This is a genomic window from Pseudomonas kielensis, from assembly GCF_030505375.1.
GTDB classification, from domain to species: Bacteria; Pseudomonadota; Gammaproteobacteria; order Pseudomonadales; family Pseudomonadaceae; genus Aquipseudomonas; species Aquipseudomonas kielensis.
In genome coordinates this window covers 303,075-327,792 of record NZ_CP130043.1, presented here as the reverse complement: position 1 = coordinate 327,792, position 24,718 = coordinate 303,075, and the positions used below count along the sequence as shown (strand labels likewise).

The following is a 24,718-nucleotide window of genomic DNA, read 5'->3' as shown; positions in this document are numbered from 1 at the left end:
CAGTATGTAAGCGCCCGGCTATGTGCCGGGCTTTTTAATGCCCGGAGAAAAGTATGGCAGGACAGACCCTACGTTCACTGATTGTCAGTGTGTCGGCGGAAACAAGCGCCTATCAGCGTGAGATGGCCAGAGCAGGTCGAATGGGGCAGAGCTACCTGCGGACAATTACTTCGGGCAACCGAGATGCGACAAGTTCGTGGCGATCTCAGGAGGCTGCCGTGCGCGCTCAGGGTGCTGCAATGCAGTCGCTTACGTCCACGGTTGGTAGTTATGCAGCGGCCATGGCTGGTGCATTGGCAGTCGGTAATGTCATCCATCAAGCTGATGCTTGGAACCAGGTCAATGCTCGACTGAAGCAAGCCACGACAGGAAGCGAGGACTTCGCGATCAGTCAGAAGTCATTGTTTGAGTTGAGTCAAAAAACTGGGACCGCTTTCGCGGATAACGCGGGACTTTACAGTCGCTCCGCGTCCTCAATGCGTGAGTTCGGATTTTCTACCTCTGATGTGCTGGGGGTTACTGAAGCGCTTGCTGTTGGGCTTCAGCTATCCGGAGCTGGAGCAGCCGAGACGTCATCGGTCATTACCCAGTTTTCCCAAGCTCTCGGGCAAGGGGTTCTAAGGGGAGAAGAGTTCAATTCAGTAAATGAGAACGGCGACAGAGTGATCCGCGCTCTTGCTGCTGGAATGGGAGTTGCTCGAAAAGACCTCAAGGCTATGGCGGATGATGGACTTCTGACTATTGATAAGCTTGTTCCTGCGTTAATCAGCCAGCTTGGTGCGCTGAACGATGAGTTCGATAAGATGCCTCCTTCGGTGAGTCGATCAACGACAGCACTGACTAACGCCTTCCAATCTTGGATTGGCGGTGCGGACGCGGCCACGGGAAGCACTGCTGTTCTGGCAGGATCAGTAGACTTTGTCACCAAACACATGGATGCCCTTGCTGCTTCTGTTTTGATTGCCGGTGCAGCATATGGTGGTCTGAAGGTAGGCGAGTTGGCCAAGGGGTTGAAGGATCAAGCCTACGCATTGCGTGATGCGCAATCGGCAGAGATCGGCCGAGCCAAAGCTCAGTTTGACGCAGCGACTGCCGCTGCGCGCCGCGCGGCCGCCGAGGTTGTAGCCGCGGAAGCAGAAGTCGCGGCAACAAAGTTCACCGACGCGCATGCGGCCGCGCTCAGCCGTTTGCGCTTGGCAAGGCTTGCCGATACGCAGGCGACCATGGCGCAGACGTCTGCCCAGACCGCTCAGACGGCTGCGACCTCGCTGGCGGGTCGAGCTGGCGCTGGGCTTCTGGGAGTTCTTGGCGGTCCTGTAGGGCTCGCGGTCACGGCTGGCGCAGTGGCTGCCAGCTATCTTTTGTTCAGCGACAACAGCGAAAAGGCCAGGAAGGCCACTGTTGACTTGAAGCGTCCCATCGAAGAGTTGCGCAAAGAGTTCGCTGAACTGGGTAAAGAGCAGGCCCGCTACAAGCTGGACGGAGTTATCCAGCAGCAGGCTGATGCGCAGGTGGAAGCGCAGAAAGCGCTTCGCGAAATCCGCGCTGCTGCCCAGGGTAATGACAAGTGGGGCGAGACCTACAAGGCCAATCCATTTCAGCGTGATCGCGCGGTAACGGATTTCAATCGGCGTATTGCCAGCGGTCAGAGCATCGATTCGGCAAGCCAGGAACTCGTTGCGGCCATTGGCCCCAATGAGGAGATGACCAAGGCTATCAACGCTTCCTCTGCCGCTTATGGCGAAGCAGTGAAAGCATCCGGTGAGTATGGCGATGTTGCAAACATGCTCTCCGCACGACTGAATGATGTGGCTCTTGCTGCAGGTCAGGCTGGCGCTGGCCTCAAGACGATTGAGGGGCCGGATCAGAAAACCATTGATGGCTGGACCAGCTATTCCAAGACTCTCGTCGAGCGCCTGAACTCTGTCAGGGATGGCGGCGACTTGGTTGGCGAGGTCAACCGACGCATTGAGCGAGAAGGTGTTGACCCAAGCACCGCCGAAGGTTGGCGCATTCTTGCGGGCGCTATCAAAGGGTCAGAGGCTGCAGCCAAGGCATCGGAGGAGGCACAGCAGAAGGCGAAAAAAGCATCTGAGGACATCCAGCGCCAGGCGGAACAGATCACCAATGCATACCAGCAAACACTGGCGAACCTCACCCAACAGGTTGCACTTTATGGTGAAACCACAGAGTTGGGCCGGCTACGGTATGACCTGACGGTTGGCGAGCTTTCCAAGCTGACCGACCGAAACAAGGTGATGCTCGAAGGAAAGGCTATTGAGCTGGATGCGCTCAACGCCAGGAAGGCTTACGACGGATTGATGTCTGGCCTGCAAACGAAAGAGCAGGCACTGCTGGCAACGACCAAAGAGCGGATGCAGGTGCTGGAAACTGCCAACCGTGCCGGGAAACTGAGCTCCGACGACTATCGCGCTGGTGCTGATGCTATTTCGAAGGCCACCGTAACCGAAGCCCCGGAGTTTGGCGGCATAGATTCCTCGGTGGGCGGACCATCAGGCGAACTGGTCAAGATCGCCGAGGCGGAATCTGCGCTCAAAAAATGGCACGACAAACAAATTTCAATGCAGGGCGAACTGCGTGATCAGATTTTGGCCGATCAGCAATCAACCAACGAGCAGAAGCTTGCGGCAGAGCAGCAGTACCTGGACCGCGTAGTCGAGATCAACCAGACCAACCAGGCCAAGCTCTCGGATATCCAGGGCGCCTACAAGGTGGCCGTGATGGGCACCTTCAGTGAGCTTTCCGGTCAGGCCGCCGACATGGTTGGCAAGATCGCCGGCGAGCAGTCCGGCGCGTACAAGGCTCTGTTTGTAGCTCAGAAGGCTTTTGCGGTCGCCTCGATCATCATGAACGCACAAATTGCTGCAGCGAAGGCGCCGGCTGAGCTGACCATCTTGGGCGGTATTCCAGTTGGTGCGGCCTTGCTCGCGGCGGGCTATGCCAACGCGGCAATGGTTGGCGGCATGGCGCTCGCCGGTTTCTCGTCCGGTGGCTACACCGGCGATGGTGGCAAGTTTGAGCCGAAGGGGGTGGTGCATGGCGGCGAGTTCGTACTGCGCAAGGAGGTGGTGCAACTGCCAGGCATGCGAGATTACCTTGAGGGTGTGAACAAGCGAGGGTATTCCGCCGGCGGCTATGTCGGTTCCGCCGCTTCGCCTGTTGCGCCTAGTTTCTCCATGCCTGTCATGGAGGGTAGTGGCATAGAAGTGCCCAATACGCCACCGCCAAAGGTTGAGCTCAGCATCCACGAGGATGCGAGTCGCGCCGGCCAAGTGCAAACCAGCACAGGACCAGACGGTAAGCAGATGATGGAAATCTTCGTCTCGAACTTCAAAGGGCAAACGGGTCCTGCAAAAGCCTTTGAGCAAATGTACGGGCTGAAGAGGGTAGGTCGATGACTGCACTTGAAACGCTTTACGCCTCTGGCGGCAAGGCCGTGATCATTCCCACGCTGGAGCTGAGCTGCCCGGCGTGGGCCGCGCCGATCTACCTCTGCCATGGGTTTGATGACACCACGGCGACCACCGAAGCAGGTGCGACAGTGAAGTTCACCGCTTCTGGCTTTGCTGCGGCGCTGCCCAAGCGGGACAACAGCGGCAATCAGACGCTGACCTTCGCTATCGACAACGTCACAGGGGAGGCCCAGCAGCTGATTGATAAGGCGCTCAATGCCCGGGCGAGGATCAGCCTGGTATTCAGGGTGTTCATTTCCTCCGACCTGAGCGCTCCAGCAGAGAAGCCCTACCGGATGACGGTGCTGAACGGGTTCATGCAAGGGGCGAGTGTCCAACTTAACGCTGGCTATTTCGACTTGATCAACCTCGGCTGGCCCCGTCGCAAGTACAACTTGGCCTTCGCGCCCTGCCTTCGGTACATCTAAATGTTCGACAAATACCTGAGCGCTTCCTACGAGGATGGCGGGCGAAGCCCTGCGCGGCTTGATTGCTGGGGCTTGGTCCGGCTAGTCCGGCATGAGGTCTACGGCCTGCCCCTGCTGCCGAGCTGGGGCTACGTCCGCAACACCATGCCGAAGGAGTTCACCCGGGCGGTGAATGAGGGCGCCGCCGCCATGGAGCGCTGCGAACCGCAGATCGGCGCGATCGCCTGCGTCTGGCGTGGGCGCATTTGCTTCCATGTCGCCGTCATCGTCGAGGTCGACGGCCGTCTTCATGGCATGGAGATGAAGTCCTCCGGCGCAACCATCAAGCCGTTGCGCAAATTTCAAGACCAATATCTGACAGTGAGTTATCACCGTGATCGAACTCTACCCGAGCAAGCTGGAAGGCCAGCCGTTGGAGCGCTACAAGACTGATCGCGTAATGACCATCGAAGCATGGCTGTTTGAAAACGTGAGAACTTACCAGGTACTGGAGTCGCCACCGATCAGTATTGAAGTCAACGGGCTGTTCATCGACCCTGTGAGCTGGTGCAAGGTTGAGTTTGGTCCAACTGATACCGTTCGCATCTACCCAGAGCCAAAGGGTACGGGCCTGGAGATCGCAGCCTGGGCGATCGTGGCCGCCATGGTGGCGGTCACCTTGGTCATGCTGACCCAGATGCCGTTGGCAGCACCAATCTCAGCGAACAATCCAGCCGGCAAGGGGTTGGGGTTGGCCAAGACCACAGCCAACCAAGTGAAACTGGGCGACGTGATTCGTGAGTGTTCGGGCAAGAACGAAATTTTTCCCGATTACCTGACCCCGACTCGCCGGTACTTTGGCAGCGATCCAAAGGTACAGTGGGTCGAGATGCTGTTGTGCGTAGGAGTGGGTGAGTTCGATATACCGCCCGGGCAGGTGCGTATCGGCGGAACACCAATCGCTTCGCTGGGTAGCACGGCCAGCTACACGATTTATGGTCCTGGCGAATCGGTAGCAGCCGAACCTGCACGATTGTGGTGGCATAACTCGGACGAAGTCGGTTCGACCTCGACCGGCAGCGCCGGCCTGACCCTGACTACCACCACGGACATCGACCAGCAGTTGGCTGCCGAAACAGTGCAGTTCAGCGAGTTCGTGGTCTCGGTACCACCGTCGGCCGGCTGGTTCCCACACGGCTGGGACGCCGGACTGATTGCCCGCATTGAGGTTATGTACCCATACCTCTTCATTGCGCCGGCGGACGGTTCTGCGACGGTGATCACCGGTGACTATGTCCCGATGCTCAACCCATTCGTGGGCATGAAGATAGAAATTACGGGCGCCAATGCGGGTGAGTACGTGGTGGCCACCTATGACCCGTACGTGCCAGGTTTGCCGGCTGTCGCGGGGAGCGCATCCCGGGTGACCGGTAACTCTGCTCCTGCCCGGTATGACTTCGACGTCACCCCGCTGACTTTCACCGTGAGCCGCGGGGCCAGTACTTTCACCGTGGATCTCGACGTGGCCGCGACGGACCTCGCGGGGCTGGTGGTGGCCGTGAATGCTGAGCTGATTGGGTCGGGCTTGGTTGCCAGCGCTTCGGGCGGATTCTTGCGGATCGCTGAATCGGCCTCGCCTTACAGCGGCAGCGCGCTGTCCCTGGGCGGTTCGACGTCAACAGTATTTGGTTCATCGCCAGTATTCGTCACGGGCGTGCAGACGGTTGCTGCAGTTGATGCGGTACCGGCAAAGATCACGCTTGCCTACGATGGCGGCGCGCCGGTTATCGGCCTGCAACCCGGCACCCTTTGGTCCTGCATCGGTTATCGCGATCTGCGGTACCGGATCAGCTCTGTCTCGGACGACGCGGTAGATGATGACGAAGCCACGGAGGACATTGATGAGAGCCACGGTCCTTCGGCAATCACCGTCATTCGCCTGACCGATACCGGCGCCGAGGATGAGGATTGGCTGGGCTTCGACGACATTGAGACCAACACCGCCTCGATCGCGCTCGACGGCTCGACCACCGAGGGTGACTGGGCAGGGCCGTTCTACGCCTGCCCAGAGGGGGAGACCATCCGGCGTTTTGAGGTCGACTTCTTCTTCCCGCAAGGCTTGGTTCGTTACACGGAAAAGAACGGCAACAAGCGCTCCCACTGGGCTCGCGCCGAGGTTCAGTATCGCGATGCAGCGACGGCAGGGGCTTGGACCAGTGTTCCTTATCGCTTTGAAGCAATGAGTTCGGATCAGCAGGGGCACACCAGGGCCATCACAGCTCCGACGTACATCCGCCCTGAAGTCCGGCTTCGACGCATCGGCGAGGAGTCACCAGAAAACTTCAAGTTCAACCGGGTCCAGTGGTATGGCCTGCGTGGCCGTATCGACAAGGCCCCGACCAAGTACGAGGGCTGCACAGTCATGGCCTTGTACGTGCGTGGCGGCGACAAACTGTCTGCGCAATCACAGAGCCAGGTCTCCGTGGTAGCAACCCGCAAGCTTCCGGTGCTGGTTGAGGGTGCCTGGAGCGTGCCGACGCCGACGCGTGACATCGTGCCGTGGGTCAACTACGTGCTGAAGTCTGTCGGCGGTACCGATGACGACATGGATGTCGAAGAGCTGGCGCGCTATGGCGCGATCTGGAGCGGTCGAGGCGATCACTTCGACTACCGGGTCGAAGACGACAGCACGGTCAAGGAGTGCCTCAACGACGCGCTGCTGGCCGGCTTCGCCGAGTTAACTCTTGAGCGCGGTCGGGTTACCCCAGTTCGGGACGAGCCGCGGAGCCAGATCGGCCACATGTACACGCCGCAGAACATGACCCAAGAGCTCAAGCGCAACTTTACGCTGATCGAGCCTGATGCTTACGACGGCGTGGACATCAAGTACGTCGACGAGGTGACTCGGGCGACAGAAGTGGTCGAGTGCCGGCTGCCGGGGGATGCTGGCCACACAGTTCAAACGGTCACGGTAAAGGGGATAACCAACCGAGACAGAGCTTGGCGCTACGGCATGCGCTTGCGACGGGCCCAGGTCTACCGCAACAAGACCTACAGTTGGGGCACTGAGCTTGATGCACTCAACAGCGGCTATCTCAGCTACGACGCCGTGGCCGATGACATTCCTGGCTATGGGCAGTCAGCCATCCTTGTTGACTACACAGATGGTATAGGACCGGTAATTCTCGAGAGCACGGAGCAGTTCAACTGGACCGCCGGGTCTTCTCATGTTGTGGCGTTACGCCGGCCGGATGGGTCGCTCAGCGGTCCTTGGGCGGCATCGAGGGTTGATGACTTCCGTTTGGCCATTCCGGCCCTCGATTTTGTTCCTGACCTGTCATGGGACATTGACCCGCCCCATTTGCTGTTCGGCGAGACCACGCGGTGGTGCTACCCGGTACTCATCACCTCAATTGAACCAGGCGACCACTCGGCGGACGTGGAGGCCGTCAACTACGACCCGCGTGTTTATGCGGATGACGATAACTTCGCCCCCACATAAGGACTGCGGAAAATGCTGACAATGCCTGATGGAGTTCCGCTTCCATTGCGTGATGGCTACGGCTTCACGCCTACCGATCCGATTGCGCGAACGCCATTTTTGACTGGGCGGGCGCGCAATCGCCGCCGGTACCGCAGCGTGCCAACTGAAGTGTCGGTGACGTGGCTGTGCAATGCCGAACAGGCTCGTCTATTTGAAGGTTGGTGCAAGTGGGGGATTGGCTGGGCCGATTGGTTCATGTGCCCACTCAGAAGCCCGCTTGGCCTCATGCCAACTCAAGCCCAGTTCACTGGGATTTACAAAGGTCCGGAGCTCGTAGGTGTCGATCACTGGCGATACACGGCTGTTTTGTCCCTCTTCGAAATGCCCGTCATCAGTGAGGCCGAGCTGACCGAGATGATGGCTGGAATGGATCTTGGCGTCATGAACTCCCTTCTGCGTGGAGAGCTGAAGCGGTGGTACACGAAGTCATGGCCTGGCGCGACATAGGCCCCCAATCAGTTTTCAATTTTGTAGCCCGCCACTGAGTGGGCTTTTTTTCGCCTGGAGTAAATATGAGCGGACCATCGGATCTCGCCCGGCTTGCCGTGACAATCGATACAGCGAACGAACTGCTGCTGTCCGAGCAAATCAAAATGATGGACGTTGGCGGCGTGATGAGGCCGACCCTCGCTATGGTTATGACCAACCTGGCAACGCTGCTGGGCGGGGCGATGCCCTACACGACCGTAGAGCGGGGGTTGACTGGAACCGCACCGGGAACGAATTTCAGTGTCCTTTCCAGTGCCGCCGACGAGTATGTGACGGTCTATCGTAATGAGGCAGGGGTGCCCCAAGAACTCGACACATACCCGAACGCTACTGCACTGACGGCAATGCGCGAACTGATCGACTTTAACAGTGGTGGGGATGGTACCGTCGCCTGCTCATTCCTGGATGCCAACCGCTTCACCCTGTTGAAGCTCATGGCAGATGGCGCGCTGGATATGCTGGGAGCGAAGCTGCGCAATGCGGGTGACGGCATGGAGCTCACGGACTCAAACGGGTTCATGATCGCTCGATTGGGCGCCGCCGGGGGGGGGGTCAACGGCCTGTTCACCAAACCTACTGAGCACCCTGGGATCGAGTTTGTTGACGGCCATGGTTTTGTGATCGGTGGACTCAACAGCGCCAGGGCGTTTTTTGGTCCGTCGTCAGGGCCAGCGGCGCACGCATTGCCGCCGTTCGCGTTGCTCGATCAGCAGCTGAGGACCGACATCAAGCAAATCATTGAGTACGGTCAATCGCTGGCTAGAGGCGTCCAGGCGCTGCCGGCTATCTCCCTGACTCAGCCTTTTCAAAACGTCATGCTGGCAAGCGGCGTCAAGGTGCGCGCGGGGGAGGGGGCGTACGATCCGTCTGCTTTTGCTCCTCTGGTTGAAAGCACCGGTACCAGCGAAGGTGAAACGCCTGTGACCGGCATTTGCAACGGTGTCACTCGCCGCGCAGTGGCGGCAGGTGAGGCTGTAGATCGCTGGGTTATGGCTGGAATGTCGCCTGGCCGCTCCGGTCGATCGGTGGAGCAGCTGTCGCCGCTGCCGATGGGTATCAGCAACGACTTCGAAAACATGGTGCAGAGCATCGCCGACTGCAAGCGCTTGGCCGACCTTGAGGGCAAGTCGTACTCCGTCTGGGCCTACTCCTGGACGCAGGGAGAAAGCAACTATATCAGCGCTCAGTTCGACGACTCGCCTTACCAGTACATGCAATATCAGCTGTACCTGTTCGACACGCTGACGGAAAAAATCGTTGGGATTACCGGGCAGAAGTTTCGCCCTTACCTCTTCTCGTACCAGGTGGGCGCTCACCGTCGCTACAGCCGCGATGATATGCCGATCGCACTGACCCAGTGGCGCATCAGTCGCCAGCGTGATGACGTGGCCCTTGCCGTTCCGGTCTACATGTTCCCGGTAGCGTCGGACAACCTGCACTTGACCAATGAAGCGAGCTGGTTGTTGGGCGAGTACAAGAGCCGTGCGATTTACGAAACCATGATTCGGCGCGGTGGCAAGTGGCGCCCTCTGGAGCCCACCGCCGTGGATTGGAGTGATGAGCACGTCGACATTCAGTTCCACGTTCCGCGCGGTGAGTTGGTGCTGGATGCCGAACTGGCCGCGCTAACGCATAACTTTGGCTTTGACATTAGAGAGGGAGGGGTCGTGGTGCCGGACCTTATCACTGGCGTATCCATCAATGCGCCAGGTTCAGTTCGTCTCGCATTGTCACGACCGGCCGCCGCCGATGCGACGTTGAGTTATGCGCGAGGCCGTCCTGGCGACGCGGCACATTCCGGTCCTGTATCCGGTGCGCGGGGAAACTTGCGTGACACTCACGGCCTTTACGACACCGCGGTATCGCCACTGGGTAACACCTTTGCCCTTCACAATCCTTGCGTGATGTTTCAGTACGACCGCAAGGCTGGTTTCTAAAAAGAGGATTTATTGATGAGTGGTGTTCAAGTAGTAGCCAAAGGCGTTGATGCCGAACAATACGCAACCGAGTATGCCGCCCCGGTTCGACGCGGCCTGGAGGGGATTTTTTTTCTGAATACCTCGCTGGAGAAGTGCGCCCGCAACTACGCCCCGGGTAAGTTGCAAGGCAGCATTGTTGGCAATCCAGCACCCTTCCCTGGATATGTCAGCCTGAAAGGAGCCACGAACTACATTCAGACGCAGATCCCGGAAACCACCGAGCTGACCATGCTGGTTATTGCCCGGCAAGTCTCCGACCCGGCAAACCCAGCGGGGATTGCCATGTTTTGCGGTTCATACCTAAGCGGAGCCCTGAGTGGCGTCAGCATGTATTGCCCGATCGTTATGGGTGATCGCCTCTCTGGTACGGCTGGCTTTGGTATAGACGAAGCCGGTAACAGCAACGTCGTGACCTCTATCACCCCGGTCAATCTGGCGGCATTTGGCCTGTATTCGGTCACCATCTCGGCAGCTGGTGTTACGACCAAGTCGCACACTGCGAACCTGACCAACACCAACACGCAGCTTGTCCCTCGTCGTCTAGCGCCACGAACCATTCGAATTGGCTCGGGCTACCTGAGTTCACACAACGGGGTGAACGATGTTGCCGTGTTCCAGCATCACAGCGTGGCACTGACCGCCGACGAGTTGGCGAAGACCGTCGCCGACCTCCGTGCCTACGCGGCACGCAAGGGCATCATTGTCTGAACCAACGCCCCGTTTCAACGCGGCCGCCTTGAGCGGTTTTTTTGTGCCCGAAATTTGATAGCCCGCCGAGTGCGGGTTTTTTTGGCTTGGAGAAAAGCGATGGCAAGACTTTCAGAGAGCAGGGCAGGGAGCCGCAACGCACTCGCCTTCCTCGATATGCTGGCTTGGGCAGAGGGTACCGGCACATCGCCGGCCACGGCCATGAATGGCTACGACGTGATCGTCACCGGCATCGACGGAAAGCCGGAGGTGTTCAAGGACTTCACCGATCATCCCTTTGCTAGGGGCCGGAAGTCCAAGGTCATCAACAGCAAGGGCCTGACCTCGAACGCCTCCGGCCGCTACCAGCAGATGCTCAAGGACTGGCCGCATTACCGGGCACTGCTGAAGCTTCCGGACTTCAGTCCGATCAGCCAGGACCTGGTGGCCCTACAGCACATACGCGAATGCCGAGCTCTGCCCGACGTGCACGCCGGCCGGATCGAGACGGCCATCAGCAAGTGCCGGAACATCTGGGCCAGTCTGCCCGGGGCCAACTACGGCCAGCGGGAGCACCGCCTCGAGGACTTGATCAAGCAGTTCCGCCTGGCGGGCGGCACGTTGTCGTGAGGGGTAGGGATGCACTCATTTACCGCCCCGCTGGATATCCGTTACGACGCCGAGGCCAGCAAGATCCTCGGCGCCGATCACTGGCGGGTGATCACGTCGTTCCGCTACTACCTGAGCAGCAAGTACAGCGAGCAGTGGGTCACTGTCCCGGCGGGCTATCTCACCGACGGGGCCAGCGTGCCGCAGTTGCTATGGAACCTGATTCCACCGTGGGGGAGCTACGGCCAGGCTGCCGTTGTGCACGACCTGCTGTGCGAGTACCTGGCGATCGTGGTCGCCGGCGAGCTGGTGAGCATCACGCGTGTGCGCTGCGATGAGATCTTCTGCGAGTCCATGGGAGTGCTTGGAGTGCCAGAGTGGAAGCGCTGGGCGATCTATCAGGGGGTGAGCATGTACCGAGAGCTGGCCCGCATCGAAAAGCCCTCCACCACGCCATTGAAGCGCAAGCTCGAGGCAGCCTGGAAGGCTACGTCGAGGGATGATGCTCGCTTGTCTTGATGTCGTTGTGGATTCCCATCTGCCGGAGCAAGTGGTCGCGCTGGTCTTTGATGAGGAGGAGGCTCCTGACTTGAATGTCCATCTCTGAAGTTTTGGTGTGAAGGCGCTCGATCTGCGTGTTGGCGGTGCCGAGCTCGATCTTGAGTTTCGACTTCTCATTGGAAAGCTGGCCGTTCATCTGAACCAAGCCGAAGATGTCCTCCCGGGCTTTGCGCAGTTGCAGGGTAAGCTCCTGGACTTCGTTCTCCAGCATGAGCATGTACTGCTGGCAGGTTTCTAGCTCGGTTGGCGAGCCGAGCCAGTCGGAGGTGTCTTCGATTTCGTAGGAATTCACGGTCATGCCTTATGAATACTGTCTGTACATACAGTAATCGAGCTGGGCGCACCAGACGAGGTGAATTCGACAAGCTGTGAGGCATCGTGACAAAAACCCTCACTATTGCGGTCAACATTATGATGGAATTTTGACGTATATCTATATCGAGATAATATTCAGCCGTTTGCTTGACGTTATCTCGAAACGGATATAATATTTTCTTCGCTGCAGTCGCAAACCCCGTTTAACGCCACAAAAGTGAGGCAACGGGTACGCAGCCAATCAACAACCACAGGATGTAGACCATGACCAAGACTGGACCAATGTTTCCGCGTAGGCGACGACAAAATTTATGGAGATCCAAACATGCAGGACCAGCAAAAACCGATCGAATGGGTTGGCAGTAGTAAGGAAGACCTGCGGGAATTTCCGCCTGTGGCAAGACAGCGGGCCGGATATCAGCTTGAGTTAATTCAGGATGGCGATGACCCCGCCGACTGGAAACCAATGGATAGCGTAGGGCCGGGAGTACGGGAAATCCGTATCAAATGCAAAGATGGGGCTTTTCGCGTGTTTTATGTGGTCAACCTGCCGGACGCAATCTATGTCCTGCATGCGTTCAGGAAGACTACTGAAAAGACGGAAAAGCACGACATTGACCTGGCGAAAGCTCGGTTCAAGTCGCTGGGCTGACAGCTATACCCAACCCTTCACCCTAACGGGTGAAGGAGGGCGGCACTAACCTCTTCACCCTCCGGTTGAAGGGGTAGGCCTTCACCTGCAGCGCAACTCAATCGTAATTTATTGTTCGAGTACTGTGAAAAACTCACCGTTATACTAGTAAAGAGAGGAACTCTTGAATGGCAAACGAACGCTCTACCTCCGTGTGGGATGCGTTGGTTGATTCGCCAGAAGAAGCCGAAAACCTTCGGCTGCGCTCCAAACTGATGCGCGTACTGACCCGGACCGTCAAGTCTTGGGACATTCCGCAGAAGGACGCGGCGCGACAGCTGCACGTAACACAGCCGCGACTGAGCGACTTGCTCAATGGAAAAATTGAGAAATTTTCCCTTGATGCTCTGGTAAATTTGTTGACCAACGCCGATCTGGAAATCGATTTTATTGTAAAGCAGAAAGCCGCCTGACCTGACTCAGGTGTTGATTTAAAAACGGGCTGGCCATGGGGCGGGCCCGTTTTTTTTTGGAAGTAGCTTGCCCCCCAGGCAAGTTACGTGAACACCATCGGAAAATTGCGGCGAGCCTCTGTTCATACAGGTGCCATCAAGACCGCAAGCGTCAACTTGATGAATTCTTCATTTTTGTCGATCGTGTCCAGGGCGCCACGCACGTTATCGGCGATTTCGGGCGCGCCTCGCTGCTCGACCCAGTTCGTGAGTTCCATGATGGCGGCTTCCAGGGCGAGCTGGTTTTCATTGATCTTGAACAGCAGGGAAGGGAGTAGGTCAGAATTGGGCATGGTGTTCCTCCGTGGAAGAGGAAAGCGTAGCAGGCGCAGGGGTGGGTGTTCGGAAGTGACGCCGAAGCGATCGGCGCCAGGCAAAGCTAATTATCAAAAAGGGAAGATGGCCAACTGCTTTGCTGCGCGCATCTCGGTTCTTGCCTCCAGCGCCGGATCACTCTCTATGGCGTTAGTGAATCGCTCTGCCGAAGCGATCCATAGGTCAAAAAGATCCATACAATGAACTGCAACCACTTCATCAGCAGTCAGGCCAATTTGAGGTAGCTTTGAATCAAGCTCTGCTTTTACCTCTGCATCTGATCGGCGCTGCCCTACGGCATAGAAAATTTGTTTAGCTTTGCCATGACGGTAAAGTTTTGATTCTGCAGAGCCCGCGTGAAGAAGTCCGCATCGCGCAGCCCATAGATCTTCAGCGTTTAATGCGAAGTTGGTATTGACCAAAAAGTAGTCGTCAACCCATTTCTTGAATTCTTTGCCGCCATGATCGATGTTGCTGCTGGATAACCATGCCATTTTATCGACTGAGCTGAACATGGCGGCGAGGGCATGAATGTCGCACTGGTTCTTCGTAAGCGCAGTAACTGCACGCATATCTGCTTGTATCGATTTCCATACGTTTTTTGGGACTGGCATGTGGCCTCCATTTTTTTATGTAGGGGAAACTAAATCGGCCCATTGCTGCATCATTTCTCGGCGCTGCTCGAGATAGGCCGCATGATTGTACACGTCACGAATGAAGCTGCTGTCGGCGTGAGCCAGCTGCCGCTCGATCCAGTCCCGGTTATAGCCGCGCCCGTTCATCTCGGTGGAAAACAAGTGGCGGAACCCGTGGGGGGACTGTTTGCCGGTCAGGCCGCAGATTTCCATGACGCTGTTCGCATAGTTGGTGCCGATTGGCATGGTTGGGTCGCTTCGGTTCGTGAACACGTAGCGCAACCCGCCAGTGATCGGCAGCATGCTCTTCAGAAGGTCGATAGCCTGGGCGGGGAGTGGTACCGAATGATCGCGGCGCATCTTCATCTTGGATGCCGGCGTTGTCCAGGTGGCCGCTTCCAGGTCGATTTCAGACCACTCTGCATGCCTGACTTCGCCCGGGCGTGATGCGGTATAGATCATCAACATGATCGCCGACCGCAACTGGTGGCCCGCAACGCACTCCTTTATGGCCGCCATCGTCTTGGGCAGTTCGCTGAACGGCAGGAACGGGTGCGGCCTGCTCTGGGCGCCTTTCTCGGTGACCGCATGCATTTCAGCGGTTGGGTTGGCTTCGATAATTCCGGTGGCGATGGCATAGCTGAACACCTGGCCCATCCGCTGGCGGACCTTCACGGCCGTGACTACCGATCCCCGCTTTTCGATTCGGCGAATCAGGCTGATGACGTCAGCTCGCTTTATCGAGTCAATTTGCCTGGGCCCGAATGTTGGCAGTACGTCCAGATCCATCAAGTTGCTGATGATTCGATGGGTGCCAGGGGAGATACTGCTTTTTCTGAAGGCGAGCCACTCTTCGTACACCTTGCGAAAGGTGCGACCGCTGGCATCGATCAATCCCTCTTTTTTCTCCTTTCTCGATTCGCGTGGGTCAATCCCTTTCGCGATATCTTCCCGCGCTTCATCTCTGCGTGAGCGCGCGTCCTTTAGGCCGGTATCCGGGTACGTCCCGAATGAAATTCGCGCCTGCTTTCCAAGCCAAGTAAATCTGAAATGCCAGCTCTTGATGCCACTGGTGGCCACGTAGAGCGAAAGCCCCAGTGCGTCGGGGAGGGTGTACGCTTTTTCTTTTGGCTTCGCCTGCCTGGCTGCCGTATCCGTGAGGGCCACTAGTACATCCTATGCTTTCAGTTCTCGATGTACTGGATGATGTACTAACAGGGTTGCATTGGGAAGGTACTGCGCGGTACTGGGTGATACGGGAATTGGCCGAAAGGCCGGCGCTACGGGGAGATTTTGGTACGGAGAGGTTTTTGGCGGGATCCCACCGTGGAATCTTTGAAAATTTCCACAGTGGTTTGAGCTCTGTCAGGTGGCTATCGCCCGCGGCGATGGGGGCAGGGGGCGAGTTTAACAGCTTGAAATAACGCTTGCGGGAAAACACTGACTAAAGGGTCAGCAAGTGCTCGCCCAGGCGGCCGTTGGTGGCCAGTTCGAGGAACTCGTCGCCCAGGCGCTGGCTTTCCTGCATGGTGGTGCGCCAGTACTTCTGGCGGCCTGCTGCATCGTCCATGAAACGCTTGAAGTCGTTGCGGTCCGGGAGTTTGCCGTAGGGCAGGCGGGCCAGGTAGTCCTTGGACGGCGCCAGCAACAGCACATCCTGCAGGCGTTGGGGGCAGGCGCGACGCCAGGGCAGGGTCTTGTCGAACCAGCCGGGGATCACCCGGTCGGTGAAGTGCGGGTAGAGCACGATGTCGTCGCCGCTGTAGGGCAGGTCGAGGTGATAGTCCAGCAGGCCACCGTCGCGGAAGGTACCGGGCCCGGCCCCTGGCAGATCGCGCACGCCTTCCATGACCATCGGGATCGAGCCCGACGCGAGCAAGGCCTGGCGCAGGTTACCGGCATTCAGCGCGACATAGCGCGAGGGGAAGTCATGCAGGGCATTGAGCGGAGGCGCCAGGCGCGGGTCGTGGATGATCAGCCGTTCGAAATGCCGCGACAAGCGCGCGCGTCCCCGCAGGTTGTCGGCGATCACCGACGACAGCCCCAGGCCCAGGCGGCCGCGGTGATCATCCGCCAGCAGGCCGTGGCTTTTGACCACCATGATGTTCAAGCGGTAATGGGGGTTGTCGAGGATCCGCGCATCGCGGCCGTCGAGCAGTTCATCGAGCATGCGCCGCGAGCTCTGGCTGATCTGCGCCATGCTCACGCCCTTGCTGAAGTGCTGTTCGGTGTAGAGCTGGCCCAGGCGCCGGATGCCTTCGGCGGCGTCCGGCAAGCAAGCACTGGCGAAGCGCCAGGAACCCACCGAAGCGCCAATCAGCGAGCGCTCACGGGGTGCGGTCGGCAGCCACTCACCGAACAGCGCCAGGTCCAGGCCCTGGATACCCAGGGCTTTCGGGCCGCCGGCGGCACCGGGCAGCGTGCCCACCTGCATCGCGTTCAGGCCCTGTTGACGAATCCGCGTGAAAGCCCGCGGTCCGGCCTTGAGGGTCAGGGCCGGGAATTTGATGTGGATAGCGCTCATGCAGCTCTCGCGTTGTGCAAGCCTGGCTTGCGGGGTGGGTGTACGCCGTCCATCGATGATGACGATTCAGTTTCAATTAAGTTGTTGCCGGTAGTCTGGGTCCCTACGGATCTGGAGACCGCCGATGAAAACCCTGATCACCCTGTTCACCGCCAGCCTTGTCGCCCTGACGGCCAACCTGGCCCACGCCCGCGACCTGGGCCCGGATGAAGCCCTGAGATTGCGTGACGCTGGTACCATTGTGTCTTTCGAGAAGCTCAATGCCAGCGCACTGGCCAAACACCCCGGCGCGACCATTACCGAAACCGAACTGGAAGAAGAGTACGGCAAGTACATCTATCAGATCGAGTTGCGTGACCAACAAGGCATTGAGTGGGACCTGGAATTGGACGCTGTCACCGGGCAGCTACTCAAGGATCATCAGGATACGTAATGAAGGTAAATCTGCGCGCTTATGGGCTGGCTGCCCTGGCGCTACTGGCGGTCTGTTCACTGGCAGTGGCCCGCGATCTCGATCAGGACGAAGCCCTGCGCCTGCGCCAGCAAGGCGTGATCCTGCCGCTGGAGCAACTGCTGCAGCAGGCGCTGGACCGCTACCCCGGCGCCAAGCTCCTGGAGGCGGAGCTGGAAGAGAAACATGACGTCTACATTTATGAAGTCGAACTGCTGACCCCCCAGGGCGTGGTGCGTGAGCTGGACCTGGACGCCAGGACCGGCCGTTTACTCAAAGACAAGGAAGATTGATCGATGCGTTTGCTTCTGGTGGAAGACCACGTGCCGCTGGCCGACGAGTTGCTGGCCGGACTCAATCGCCAGGGTTACGCGGTGGACTGGCTGGCCGATGGACGCGATGCCGTGTACCAGGGCAGCAGCGAACCCTATGACCTGATCGTCCTTGACCTCGGCCTGCCGGGGATGCCGGGCCTGGAAGTGCTCAGCCAATGGCGTGCGGGTGGCCTGGCCACGCCGGTGCTGGTGCTGACCGCGCGCGACTCCTGGGCCGAACGCATCGAGGGGCTCAAGGCGGGCGCCGACGACTACCTGACCAAACCCTTTCACCCCGAAGAGCTGCACCTGCGGATTCAAGCACTGCTGCGCCGTTCCCACGGCCAGGCCAATCAGCCGACGCTCAAGTCCGCCGGCCTGCATCTGGACGAAGGCCGGCAGTGCGTGGTGCGCGATGGTGCCGATATCCAGCTGACCTCCGCCGAGTTCCGCCTGTTGCGCTACTTCATGCTGCACCCGCAGCAGATCCTCTCCAAGAGCCACCTGGCCGAGCACCTCTACGACGGCGAAACCGAGCGCGACTCCAATGTCCTCGAAGTCCACGTCAACCACCTGCGGCGCAAGCTGGGGCGCAGCGTGATCGAAACCCGTCGAGGCCAGGGCTACCTGTTCGGCGGGCAGGCGCAGTGAGGTCGATCCAGCGGCGTTTGAGCCTGGGCCTGGTCAGTGTGCTGCTGATTGTCGGCCTGGTGCTGGTGCAGACCAGCCTGTGGCTGTTCGAACAGGGGCTGCAACGTTACCTTGAAGCGGGCCTGCGCAACGACAGTGAAAATCTGCTGGTGGCCCTGGTGCGTGGCCCACAGGGGATCCAACTGGATGAGCGCCGCCTGTCGCCGGCCTATCAGCGGCCGTTCTCCGGGCATTATTTCCGCATCGACTTTGCCGACACCCACTGGCGTTCGCGTTCGTTGTGGGACAAGGAGCTGCCGTTGCTCGAGCAGCCCGGCCTGCACAGCAACCCGCAATTAGGGCCGGAGGGTCAACATCTGCTGGTGCTGCGCTCGGACTACCGGCGCCTGGGCCAGTCGATCTCCATCAGCGTGGCCCAGGACTACACCCCGGTGCAGGAGAGCTTTCGGCGTATGCGCCAGATCGGCCTGGGCCTGGGCCTGGCCGGCCTGCTCCTGATTCTGTTGTTGCAGCGGGTCACTGTACGCCGCGCCCTGCGGCCGCTGGAAAACGCCCGTGAGCAGATCGCTCAATTGCAACAGGGGCAGCGCTCGCAACTGGACGCCCAGGTCCCCGAAGAACTGGAACCCCTGGTGGCGCAGATCAACCACCTGCTGGCGCACACCGAAGACAGCCTCAAGCGCTCGCGCAACGCCCTGGGCAACCTCGGCCATGCACTGAAGACCCCGTTGGCGGTGTTGCTGAGCCTGGCTTCCAGCGACAAGCTCGATGCCCATCCCGAGCTGCGCAAAGTCCTGCAGGCGCAACTGGAGCAGGTGCAGCAGCGCCTGAACCGTGAACTGAACCGCGCGCGACTGGCCGGTGACGCCTTGCCCGGCGCGTTGTTTGATTGTGATGCCGAGCTGCCGGGGCTGCTGGCAACCCTGAACATGATTCACGGCGAGCACCTGGACCTCAGTTACGTCGCGCCGGCCGGCCTGCACCTGCCATGGGATCGCGAGGACCTGCTGGAATTGCTCGGCAACCTGCTGGACAACGCCTGCAAATGGGCTGATGCCGAGGTGCGCCTGAGCGTGGCGCAGACGCCCGAGGGGTTTGTGCTGGCGGTCGAAGACGATGGCCCGGGGATTCCCGAAACCCAGCGCGACCAGGTATTGAGCCGGGGTACGCGCCTGGATGAACAGACCGACGGGCATGGCCTGGGGTTGGGCATCGTGCGCGATATCGTCGAGGCGTGGGGTGGGCAATTGCGTTTGGAAGAAAGCCAGTGGGGCGGGTTGCGGGTAGTGATCGAGTTACCCAGGATCTGATGGCCGATCAGGCCGGTGGGGCGCATCTGGTCGCCCCACCGGCGGTGGTTTACACCCGGAACTGATCCATCAGGCTCTGCTGCTGGTTGGCCAGGCTGTTGAGCGACTGGCTGACTCGCGCCGATTCATTGGCCTGGCCCGACAGCGACTCGGTCACGTCGCGGATGGTGGCCACGTTGTTGTTGATCTCTTCGGCCACCGCGCTCTGTTCTTCGGCGGCACTGGCGATCTGCAGGTTCATGTCGGTAATCACCGTCACCGCGTCGCCGATCTGGCGCAGCGCGGTCACGGCCTGGCCAACCTGCTCGACGCTACCCTGGGCCTGGCGGTGGCTGTTGCCCATGGCGCCGACCACTTGCTGGGTGCCGCTTTGCAGTTGCTCGATCACCTGGCGGGTTTCCTCCACCGACTCTTGTGTGCGGCGGGCGAGGTTGCGCACCTCGTCGGCCACCACCGCAAAGCCGCGCCCGGCTTCCCCGGCGCGCGCCGCTTCAATGGCGGCGTTGAGCGCCAGCAGGTTGGTCTGCTCGGCGATGGCGCGGATCACTTCCAGCACCGAACCGATTTTCTCGCTGTTGGCCGCCAGGCCTTCGACCTGGCCCATGGCGGTGCTCATGTCGGCGGCCAGGCTGTCGATGCTGGCGGTGGTGCGGTCGATCACGGTCAGGCCCTGGCGGGTGGCCTGGTCCGCGTCGCGCGCCGCTTGTGCCGCCTGCGCCGCGCTGCGGGCGACGTCCTGGGCGGTGGCGCTCATTTCGTGGGAGGCAGTGGCCACTTGATCGACCTGGCGGTACTGCTGCTCCATCCCGGCGCTGGTCTGGGTGGCGATGGCCGAGGACTGGTCGGCGGTACTGCGGGCGTCCTGCACCGAACGTTTGACCTCGGCAATGATCGGTTGCAGCTTGTCGAGGAAGCGGTTGAACCAGCCGGCCAGTTGCCCGAGTTCGTCCTGCTTGTCGTAGGCCAGGCGCCGCGTCAGGTCGCCTTCGCCGCTGGCGATGTCTTCGAGCATCCGGGCCACGCCGAGAATCGGCCGGGTCACGCTGCGGGCCATCAGCCACACCAGCAGCAGGCCGATGACCGCGGCGATCAGGCCAAGGGCCAACTCGATCAGGGTGCCGGTGGTGTTGGTGGCGTCGAGTTCGGCCTGCAGGGCCTGCGCCGGGCCGACCACGACCTGTTGCGGCACGTCGAGCAACACCCCCCAGGCCTTGCCGCCGGGAATCGGTTCGAATGGCGACAGCACCTTGAGTTGCTGCTGGCTGCGCAGGCTCTGGGTCTGGTGGGCGGCGCCCAGCATGCGCAGCAGTTCGGCGCCGTCCGGGTCCACCGCGTCCAGGCGCTGGCTGAGTTTGCTGGCGTCCGGGCTATAGCCGGCGAGCAGGCCGACCGGGCTGAGGATGCTGACGCTTGTCTGGCCGTCGTAGAGCTCGCGGCTCGCCTGCTGGCTGACGGCCTGCAGGCTGTTAAGGTTGATGTCCACCGACAGCGAGGCGATGACCTTGCCGTCCACCAGCAGGGGGAAGACGATGCTGGTCATCAGCACGTTCTGGCCGTCGATCACATAGAAATAGGGTTCGATCACGCAGGGCTTGAGGGTTGCGCGCGGGCAAGTGAACCAGGCATTGGCCGGTTCGCCGCTGGGGCCGGTGCGGGTGTCGGCCATGTCGCTTTCGGGCAGCGCCATCGAGTTCAGCTTGCCGGCGGTCGGCTGCGACCAGTACAGGGCAAAGCGGCCCTTGTCATTGCTGCCCAGTTCCTCCTGGCCGGCAAACAGCTCATCCTTGCCATCCAGGGCGTTGGCTTCGAACACCAGCGACAGCCCGAGCAGTTGCGGGTTGGCCAGCAGCGCCGACTTGACCTGGCGGGTCAGGTCTTCGCGCAGGTCGAAGGCGTCGAGGAACCGTTTCTCGGCCTGTTCGCGCAGGAACAGCACCTGGCGCGAGAAGCCATGGCCATATTGATAGGCGTCCATGAACTGCTGGCGAATCCCCAGCGCCTGGACTTCGCCCTGGGCTTCGATGCGCGATTGAGCCGCTTCATTGAGCATGCTCATGCTCGATGCCTTGACCAGTTCGGAACTGTGCTCCATGCGATACAACGACAGACCCACCAGCAAGGTCACGACGCCGGCCAGGCACAGCCCGGCCAGCAGGGTGATTTTCCATTGAATCGACAGCTGTCTGAGTGACATGGAGGCGCCCTTAATCGATAAATATCCAAGACCTGGACCTGTAACGGCCTCATCAGCGCTTTCTTGAGGCCGCGTAGCTTTTGACAAGCGCGGCGGGCTGCGGCACAGTGCGCGCCCTCTAATAAAACCTCTATTCCACCCGGTGTCGGCCCTTGCAGCTGGCAGGCCGGACTCATCCCGTTTGCGCCGCGTTCAGCGGCGACTGTGCCTTGAGGTAACGATGATTAATGCAGTAATTGCCGCGGTTGGCGTCATGCTGGTGCTCAGCCTGTCCCGCGTGCATGTGGTGATCGCGCTGATCGTTGGCGCGCTGGTGGGTGGCCTGACCGGCGGCCTGGGTATGGAAGCGACGCTCAAGGCCTTCAACAGTGGCCTGGGCGGCGGGGCGACCGTGGCGTTGTCCTACGCCTTGCTCGGCGCCTTTGCGGTGGCAATTGCCAAGTCCGGCCTGGCCCACGCCCTGGCGGACAAAGCCCTGGCCCTGGTGGATCGCCAGGACGCCAACGGCGGTGGCCAGATCAAATGGGTGCTGATCGGTTTGCTCTGGGCGGTGGCGATCGCCTCGCAGAACATCCTGCCGATTCACATTGCTTTTATTCCCCTGCTGGTGCCGCCGCTGCTGTACGTGCTGACCAAGCTGCAACTGGATCGCCGCTTGATCGCCTGCGTCATGACCTTCGGCTTGATCACGCCATACATGTTCCTGCCGGTGGGTTTCGGCAATATCTTCCTCAATGAGATTCTGCTGGCCAACGTGGCCAAGAGTGGCGTCGACATCAGTGGCGTCAACGTCACCCACGCCATGGGTATTCCGGCGTTGGGCATGGTCTTCGGGTTGTTGCTGGCGTTTGTCAGCTACCGCAAGAAGCGCGTGTATGACCTGGAGAAGATCGAGCGGGTCGAGCAGGTGGCTGTCCAGTACAACCCGCTGACGTTGATGGTGGCAGGGCTGGCGATTGCCGCCGCCTTCATCATCCAGTTGCTGCTGGACTCGATGATTATCGGCGCGTTGGCCGGGTTCCTGATCTTCTCGGTATCGGGGGTGGTGCGCTGGCGCGAGACCGACGACCTGTTCACCGAAGGCATGAAGATGATGGCGATGATTGGTTTCATCATGATCGCCGCCTCCGGGTTCGCCGAGGTCATGAAGGCCACCGGCGAAGTGCAGACCCTGGTTGAGACGTCGGCGGCGTGGATCGGCCACAGCAAGGGCGTCGGCGCGTTGTTGATGCTACTGGTTGGGCTGCTGGTGACCATGGGCATCGGCTCGTCCTTTTCCACGGTGCCGATCCTGGCGGCGATCTTTGTGCCGCTGTGCGTGCAGTTGGGCTTCAGTCCATTGGCCATCGTCTGCATCGTCGGCACCGCCGGGGCCCTGGGCGACGCCGGTTCACCGGCCTCGGACTCGACCCTGGGCCCGACGTCGGGCCTGAACATCGACGGCCAGCATCACCATATCTGGGACACCGTGGTCCCGACTTTCCTGCATTACAACCTGCCGTTGCTGGCGTTTGGCTGGGTGGCAGCGATGGTGCTGTAAACCTTCGAACACACCTTCTGGAGGCGCTTGCGGCGTGCTCGCGAAAAACCTGAGCGCGCCGCATTTATTCAGGAAACCCGCGTCATCGTTGACGTCCATCGCGAGCAGGGCTCGCTCCTACAAGGTCCTGGGTGTGTGCCTAGAGGGATTGTGTAGGCGCGAGGGCCACGGTCAGCCCTTGTTCACATCCCGCATCAGCAGTCCATATTGCAAGTCCACCGCATCCGGAATCGGCAGGTAGACGATGTGGCCGTCTCCCGGCGCCACTTCCAGCGGCTCGCCCTTGGCGCTCTGCAGCTGCTGCAGGTCGAAGTGGAAATTGCCCTTGGGGGTCATCAGTTCCATGTGGTCGCCCAGGGCAAAGCGGTTTTTCACCTTGACCTCGGCCAGGCGCTCACGGCGCTCGCCGGTCAGTTCGCCGACGAACTGCTGGCGGTCGCAGACCGAGCTGCCGTTCTGGTAGTTCTGGTATTCGTCGTGGACGTGGCGGCGCAGGAAACCTTCGGTGTAGCCGCGCTGGGCCAGGGACTCCAGGTCCGTCATCAGGCTGCGGTCGAACGGGCGGCCGGCCACGGCGTCGTCGATCGCGCGTCGGTAGACCTGGGTGGTACGTGCGCAATAGAAGTGCGACTTGGTCCGGCCTTCGATCTTCAGCGAATGCACGCCCATGTGCGTCAGGCGCTCCACGTGCTGCACGGCGCGCAGGTCCTTGGCGTTCATGATGTAGGTGCCGTGTTCATCTTCGAAGGCCGGCAGCAGTTCGTCCGGGCGATTGGCTTCCTGCAACAGGAACACCTGGTCGGTCGGTGTGCCGAGGCCCAGGGTCGGTTCCGGCGCAAACTGCTGGACGATCTCGCCCACGTTGTTTTCCGTCGCCGGCTGGGCTGAATACTTCCAGCGGCAGGCATTGGTGCAGGTGCCCTGGTTGGCATCGCGCTTGTTCAGGTAGCCCGACAGCAGGCAGCGCCCGGAATAGGCCATGCACAGCGCGCCGTGGACAAACACTTCCAGCTCCATGGCCGGTACCTGCTGACGGATCTCGGCGATTTCCTCCAGGGACAACTCACGCGAGAGGATGATCCGGCTCAGCCCCTGTTGCTGCCAGAACTCGACACTGGCCCAGTTCACGGTATTGGCTTGCACCGAAAGGTGGATCGGCATCTGCGGGAAATGCCGGCGCACCAGCATGATCAAGCCCGGGTCGGACATGATCAGCGCGTCCGGGGCCATGGCAATCACTGGTTCGAGGTCCTTGAGAAAGGTCTTGAGCTTGGCGTTGTGCGGGGCGATGTTGACCACCACGTAGAAGCGCTTGCCCTGGGCCTGGGCTTCGCTGATCCCGAGGGCCAGGTTGGCGTGATCGAACTCGTTGTTGCGCACCCGCAGGCTGTAGCGCGGCTGACCGGCATACACCGCATCGGCGCCATAGGCGAAGGCGTAACGCATGTTTTTCAGGGTGCCGGCGGGGGCGAGCAGTTCGGGTGTGGCGAGAGTCATGGTGGCGTCGATCGCAAAAGGGCGCGAGGGTAGGGCAGGTGCGCCGGGCGTTTATTGATCTGGATCTATGTTCGCTGAAG

Annotated in this window: 23 protein-coding genes and 1 pseudogene; 16 read left to right on the top strand and 8 right to left on the bottom strand. The window is 60.2% G+C overall.

Translation table 11 applies throughout. The features are described 5' to 3' along the window. The first annotated feature begins 53 nt into the window (after positions 1 to 53). The 9 genes from Q1W70_RS01680 (at position 54) to Q1W70_RS01640 (ending at position 11,707) form a co-directional block, all read left to right on the top strand. Complete coding sequence (locus Q1W70_RS01680) at positions 54 to 3,419, top strand: tape measure protein (RefSeq protein WP_302098555.1); 3,366 nt, start codon at positions 54 to 56, stop codon at positions 3,417 to 3,419. Continuing rightward, the gene (locus Q1W70_RS01675; RefSeq protein WP_302098554.1) at positions 3,416 to 3,901 is read left to right on the top strand and encodes a DUF1833 family protein; all 486 of its coding nucleotides are present in this window, start codon (positions 3,416 to 3,418) and stop codon (positions 3,899 to 3,901) included. Before Q1W70_RS01680 ends, Q1W70_RS01675 begins: the two co-directional genes overlap by 4 nt. Continuing rightward, positions 3,902 to 4,333 (top strand): hypothetical protein, encoded by a 432-nt coding sequence (locus tag Q1W70_RS01670; protein ID WP_302098553.1) that lies wholly within the window; start codon positions 3,902 to 3,904, stop codon positions 4,331 to 4,333. Continuing rightward, complete coding sequence (locus Q1W70_RS01665) at positions 4,275 to 7,382, top strand: host specificity factor TipJ family phage tail protein (protein WP_302098552.1); 3,108 nt, start codon at positions 4,275 to 4,277, stop codon at positions 7,380 to 7,382. The genes Q1W70_RS01670 and Q1W70_RS01665 overlap by 59 nt, the downstream gene beginning before the upstream one ends. Positions 7,383 to 7,394: 12 nt before the next feature. Then, positions 7,395 to 7,871, top strand: coding sequence for a hypothetical protein (locus Q1W70_RS01660; protein ID WP_302098551.1), 477 nt, complete (start codon positions 7,395 to 7,397; stop codon positions 7,869 to 7,871). Positions 7,872 to 7,936: 65 nt separating this feature from the next. Continuing rightward, entirely contained in the window at positions 7,937 to 9,850 is a 1,914-nt protein-coding gene (locus tag Q1W70_RS01655; RefSeq protein WP_302098550.1) for a hypothetical protein, read from the top strand. A gap of 15 nt (positions 9,851 to 9,865) precedes the next feature. Further along, positions 9,866 to 10,600, top strand: a complete 735-nt coding sequence (locus tag Q1W70_RS01650; protein WP_302098549.1) for a hypothetical protein — start codon at positions 9,866 to 9,868, stop codon at positions 10,598 to 10,600. A 99-nt stretch (positions 10,601 to 10,699) separates the two neighbouring features. Next, positions 10,700 to 11,209, top strand: coding sequence for a glycoside hydrolase family 24 protein (locus Q1W70_RS01645; protein WP_302098548.1), 510 nt, complete (start codon positions 10,700 to 10,702; stop codon positions 11,207 to 11,209). A gap of 9 nt (positions 11,210 to 11,218) precedes the next feature. Next, positions 11,219 to 11,707 carry a DUF1353 domain-containing protein gene (locus Q1W70_RS01640; RefSeq protein WP_302098547.1) on the top strand — a complete coding sequence of 163 codons (489 nt, stop codon included), beginning with the start codon at positions 11,219 to 11,221 and terminating at the stop codon, positions 11,705 to 11,707. Here Q1W70_RS01640 and Q1W70_RS01635 read toward each other — a convergent pair. Beyond that, positions 11,676 to 12,041 carry a hypothetical protein gene (locus tag Q1W70_RS01635; RefSeq protein ID WP_436799875.1) on the bottom strand — a complete coding sequence of 122 codons (366 nt, stop codon included), beginning with the start codon at positions 12,039 to 12,041 and terminating at the stop codon, positions 11,676 to 11,678. The two genes, Q1W70_RS01640 and Q1W70_RS01635, sit on opposite strands and share 32 nt — an antisense overlap. 348 nt (positions 12,042 to 12,389) lie before the next feature. On the opposite strand from Q1W70_RS01635, the gene Q1W70_RS01630 reads away from it, so the two are divergent. Both Q1W70_RS01630 and Q1W70_RS01625 read left to right on the top strand, forming a co-directional pair. Beyond that, positions 12,390 to 12,716 (top strand): type II toxin-antitoxin system RelE/ParE family toxin, encoded by a 327-nt coding sequence (locus Q1W70_RS01630; RefSeq protein WP_302098545.1) that lies wholly within the window; start codon positions 12,390 to 12,392, stop codon positions 12,714 to 12,716. Between the two features lie 167 nt (positions 12,717 to 12,883). Next, positions 12,884 to 13,168 carry a helix-turn-helix domain-containing protein gene (locus tag Q1W70_RS01625; RefSeq protein ID WP_302098544.1) on the top strand — a complete coding sequence of 95 codons (285 nt, stop codon included), beginning with the start codon at positions 12,884 to 12,886 and terminating at the stop codon, positions 13,166 to 13,168. 122 nt (positions 13,169 to 13,290) lie between these two features. On the opposite strand, the gene Q1W70_RS01620 is transcribed toward Q1W70_RS01625, so the two are convergent. The 4 genes from Q1W70_RS01620 to Q1W70_RS01605 form a co-directional block, all read right to left on the bottom strand. After that, positions 13,291 to 13,500, bottom strand: coding sequence for a hypothetical protein (locus Q1W70_RS01620; protein ID WP_302098543.1), 210 nt, complete (start codon positions 13,498 to 13,500; stop codon positions 13,291 to 13,293). Between the two features lie 93 nt (positions 13,501 to 13,593). Beyond that, positions 13,594 to 14,136 (bottom strand): hypothetical protein, encoded by a 543-nt coding sequence (locus tag Q1W70_RS01615; RefSeq protein ID WP_302098542.1) that lies wholly within the window; start codon positions 14,134 to 14,136, stop codon positions 13,594 to 13,596. A 15-nt stretch (positions 14,137 to 14,151) separates the two neighbouring features. Beyond that, the gene (locus Q1W70_RS01610) at positions 14,152 to 15,324 is read right to left on the bottom strand and encodes a tyrosine-type recombinase/integrase (protein ID WP_302098541.1); all 1,173 of its coding nucleotides are present in this window, start codon (positions 15,322 to 15,324) and stop codon (positions 14,152 to 14,154) included. Between the two features lie 277 nt (positions 15,325 to 15,601). Then, complete coding sequence (locus tag Q1W70_RS01605) at positions 15,602 to 16,681, bottom strand: patatin-like phospholipase domain-containing protein (protein WP_185818643.1); 1,080 nt, start codon at positions 16,679 to 16,681, stop codon at positions 15,602 to 15,604. Between the two features lie 124 nt (positions 16,682 to 16,805). Between Q1W70_RS01605 and Q1W70_RS01600 the strand changes: the two genes are divergently transcribed. From Q1W70_RS01600 to Q1W70_RS01585, 4 genes are read left to right on the top strand one after another with little or no spacing between them, the layout of a single operon-like run. Next, positions 16,806 to 17,114 (top strand): PepSY domain-containing protein, encoded by a 309-nt coding sequence (locus Q1W70_RS01600; protein WP_185818642.1) that lies wholly within the window; start codon positions 16,806 to 16,808, stop codon positions 17,112 to 17,114. Next, positions 17,114 to 17,425 carry a PepSY domain-containing protein gene (locus tag Q1W70_RS01595; protein ID WP_166590795.1) on the top strand — a complete coding sequence of 104 codons (312 nt, stop codon included), beginning with the start codon at positions 17,114 to 17,116 and terminating at the stop codon, positions 17,423 to 17,425. Before Q1W70_RS01600 ends, Q1W70_RS01595 begins: the two co-directional genes overlap by 1 nt. Positions 17,426 to 17,428: 3 nt before the next feature. After that, positions 17,429 to 18,097, top strand: a complete 669-nt coding sequence (locus Q1W70_RS01590; RefSeq protein ID WP_166590794.1) for a response regulator transcription factor — start codon at positions 17,429 to 17,431, stop codon at positions 18,095 to 18,097. Next, complete coding sequence (locus tag Q1W70_RS01585) at positions 18,094 to 19,407, top strand: sensor histidine kinase (RefSeq protein ID WP_182344011.1); 1,314 nt, start codon at positions 18,094 to 18,096, stop codon at positions 19,405 to 19,407. The genes Q1W70_RS01590 and Q1W70_RS01585 overlap by 4 nt, the downstream gene beginning before the upstream one ends. 49 nt (positions 19,408 to 19,456) lie before the next feature. On the opposite strand, the gene Q1W70_RS27210 is transcribed toward Q1W70_RS01585, so the two are convergent. Then, entirely contained in the window at positions 19,457 to 20,212 is a 756-nt protein-coding gene (locus tag Q1W70_RS27210) for a methyl-accepting chemotaxis protein (protein ID WP_371927853.1), read from the bottom strand. Between the two features lie 102 nt (positions 20,213 to 20,314). After that, positions 20,315 to 20,461, bottom strand: a pseudogene (locus Q1W70_RS27205) (HAMP domain-containing protein); the annotation flags it as partial. A 1,363-nt stretch (positions 20,462 to 21,824) separates the two neighbouring features. On the opposite strand from Q1W70_RS27205, the gene Q1W70_RS01575 reads away from it, so the two are divergent. After that, a complete protein-coding gene (locus tag Q1W70_RS01575) occupies positions 21,825 to 23,141 on the top strand; it encodes a Na+/H+ antiporter family protein (RefSeq protein WP_166590822.1) in 1,317 nt (438 codons plus the stop codon). A 171-nt stretch (positions 23,142 to 23,312) separates the two neighbouring features. On the opposite strand, the gene trhP is transcribed toward Q1W70_RS01575, so the two are convergent. Then, on the bottom strand, positions 23,313 to 24,638 hold the full coding sequence (trhP, locus tag Q1W70_RS01570; protein WP_302098539.1) for a prephenate-dependent tRNA uridine(34) hydroxylase TrhP: 1,326 nt from the start codon (positions 24,636 to 24,638) through the stop codon (positions 23,313 to 23,315). Positions 24,639 to 24,718 lie beyond the last annotated feature (80 nt).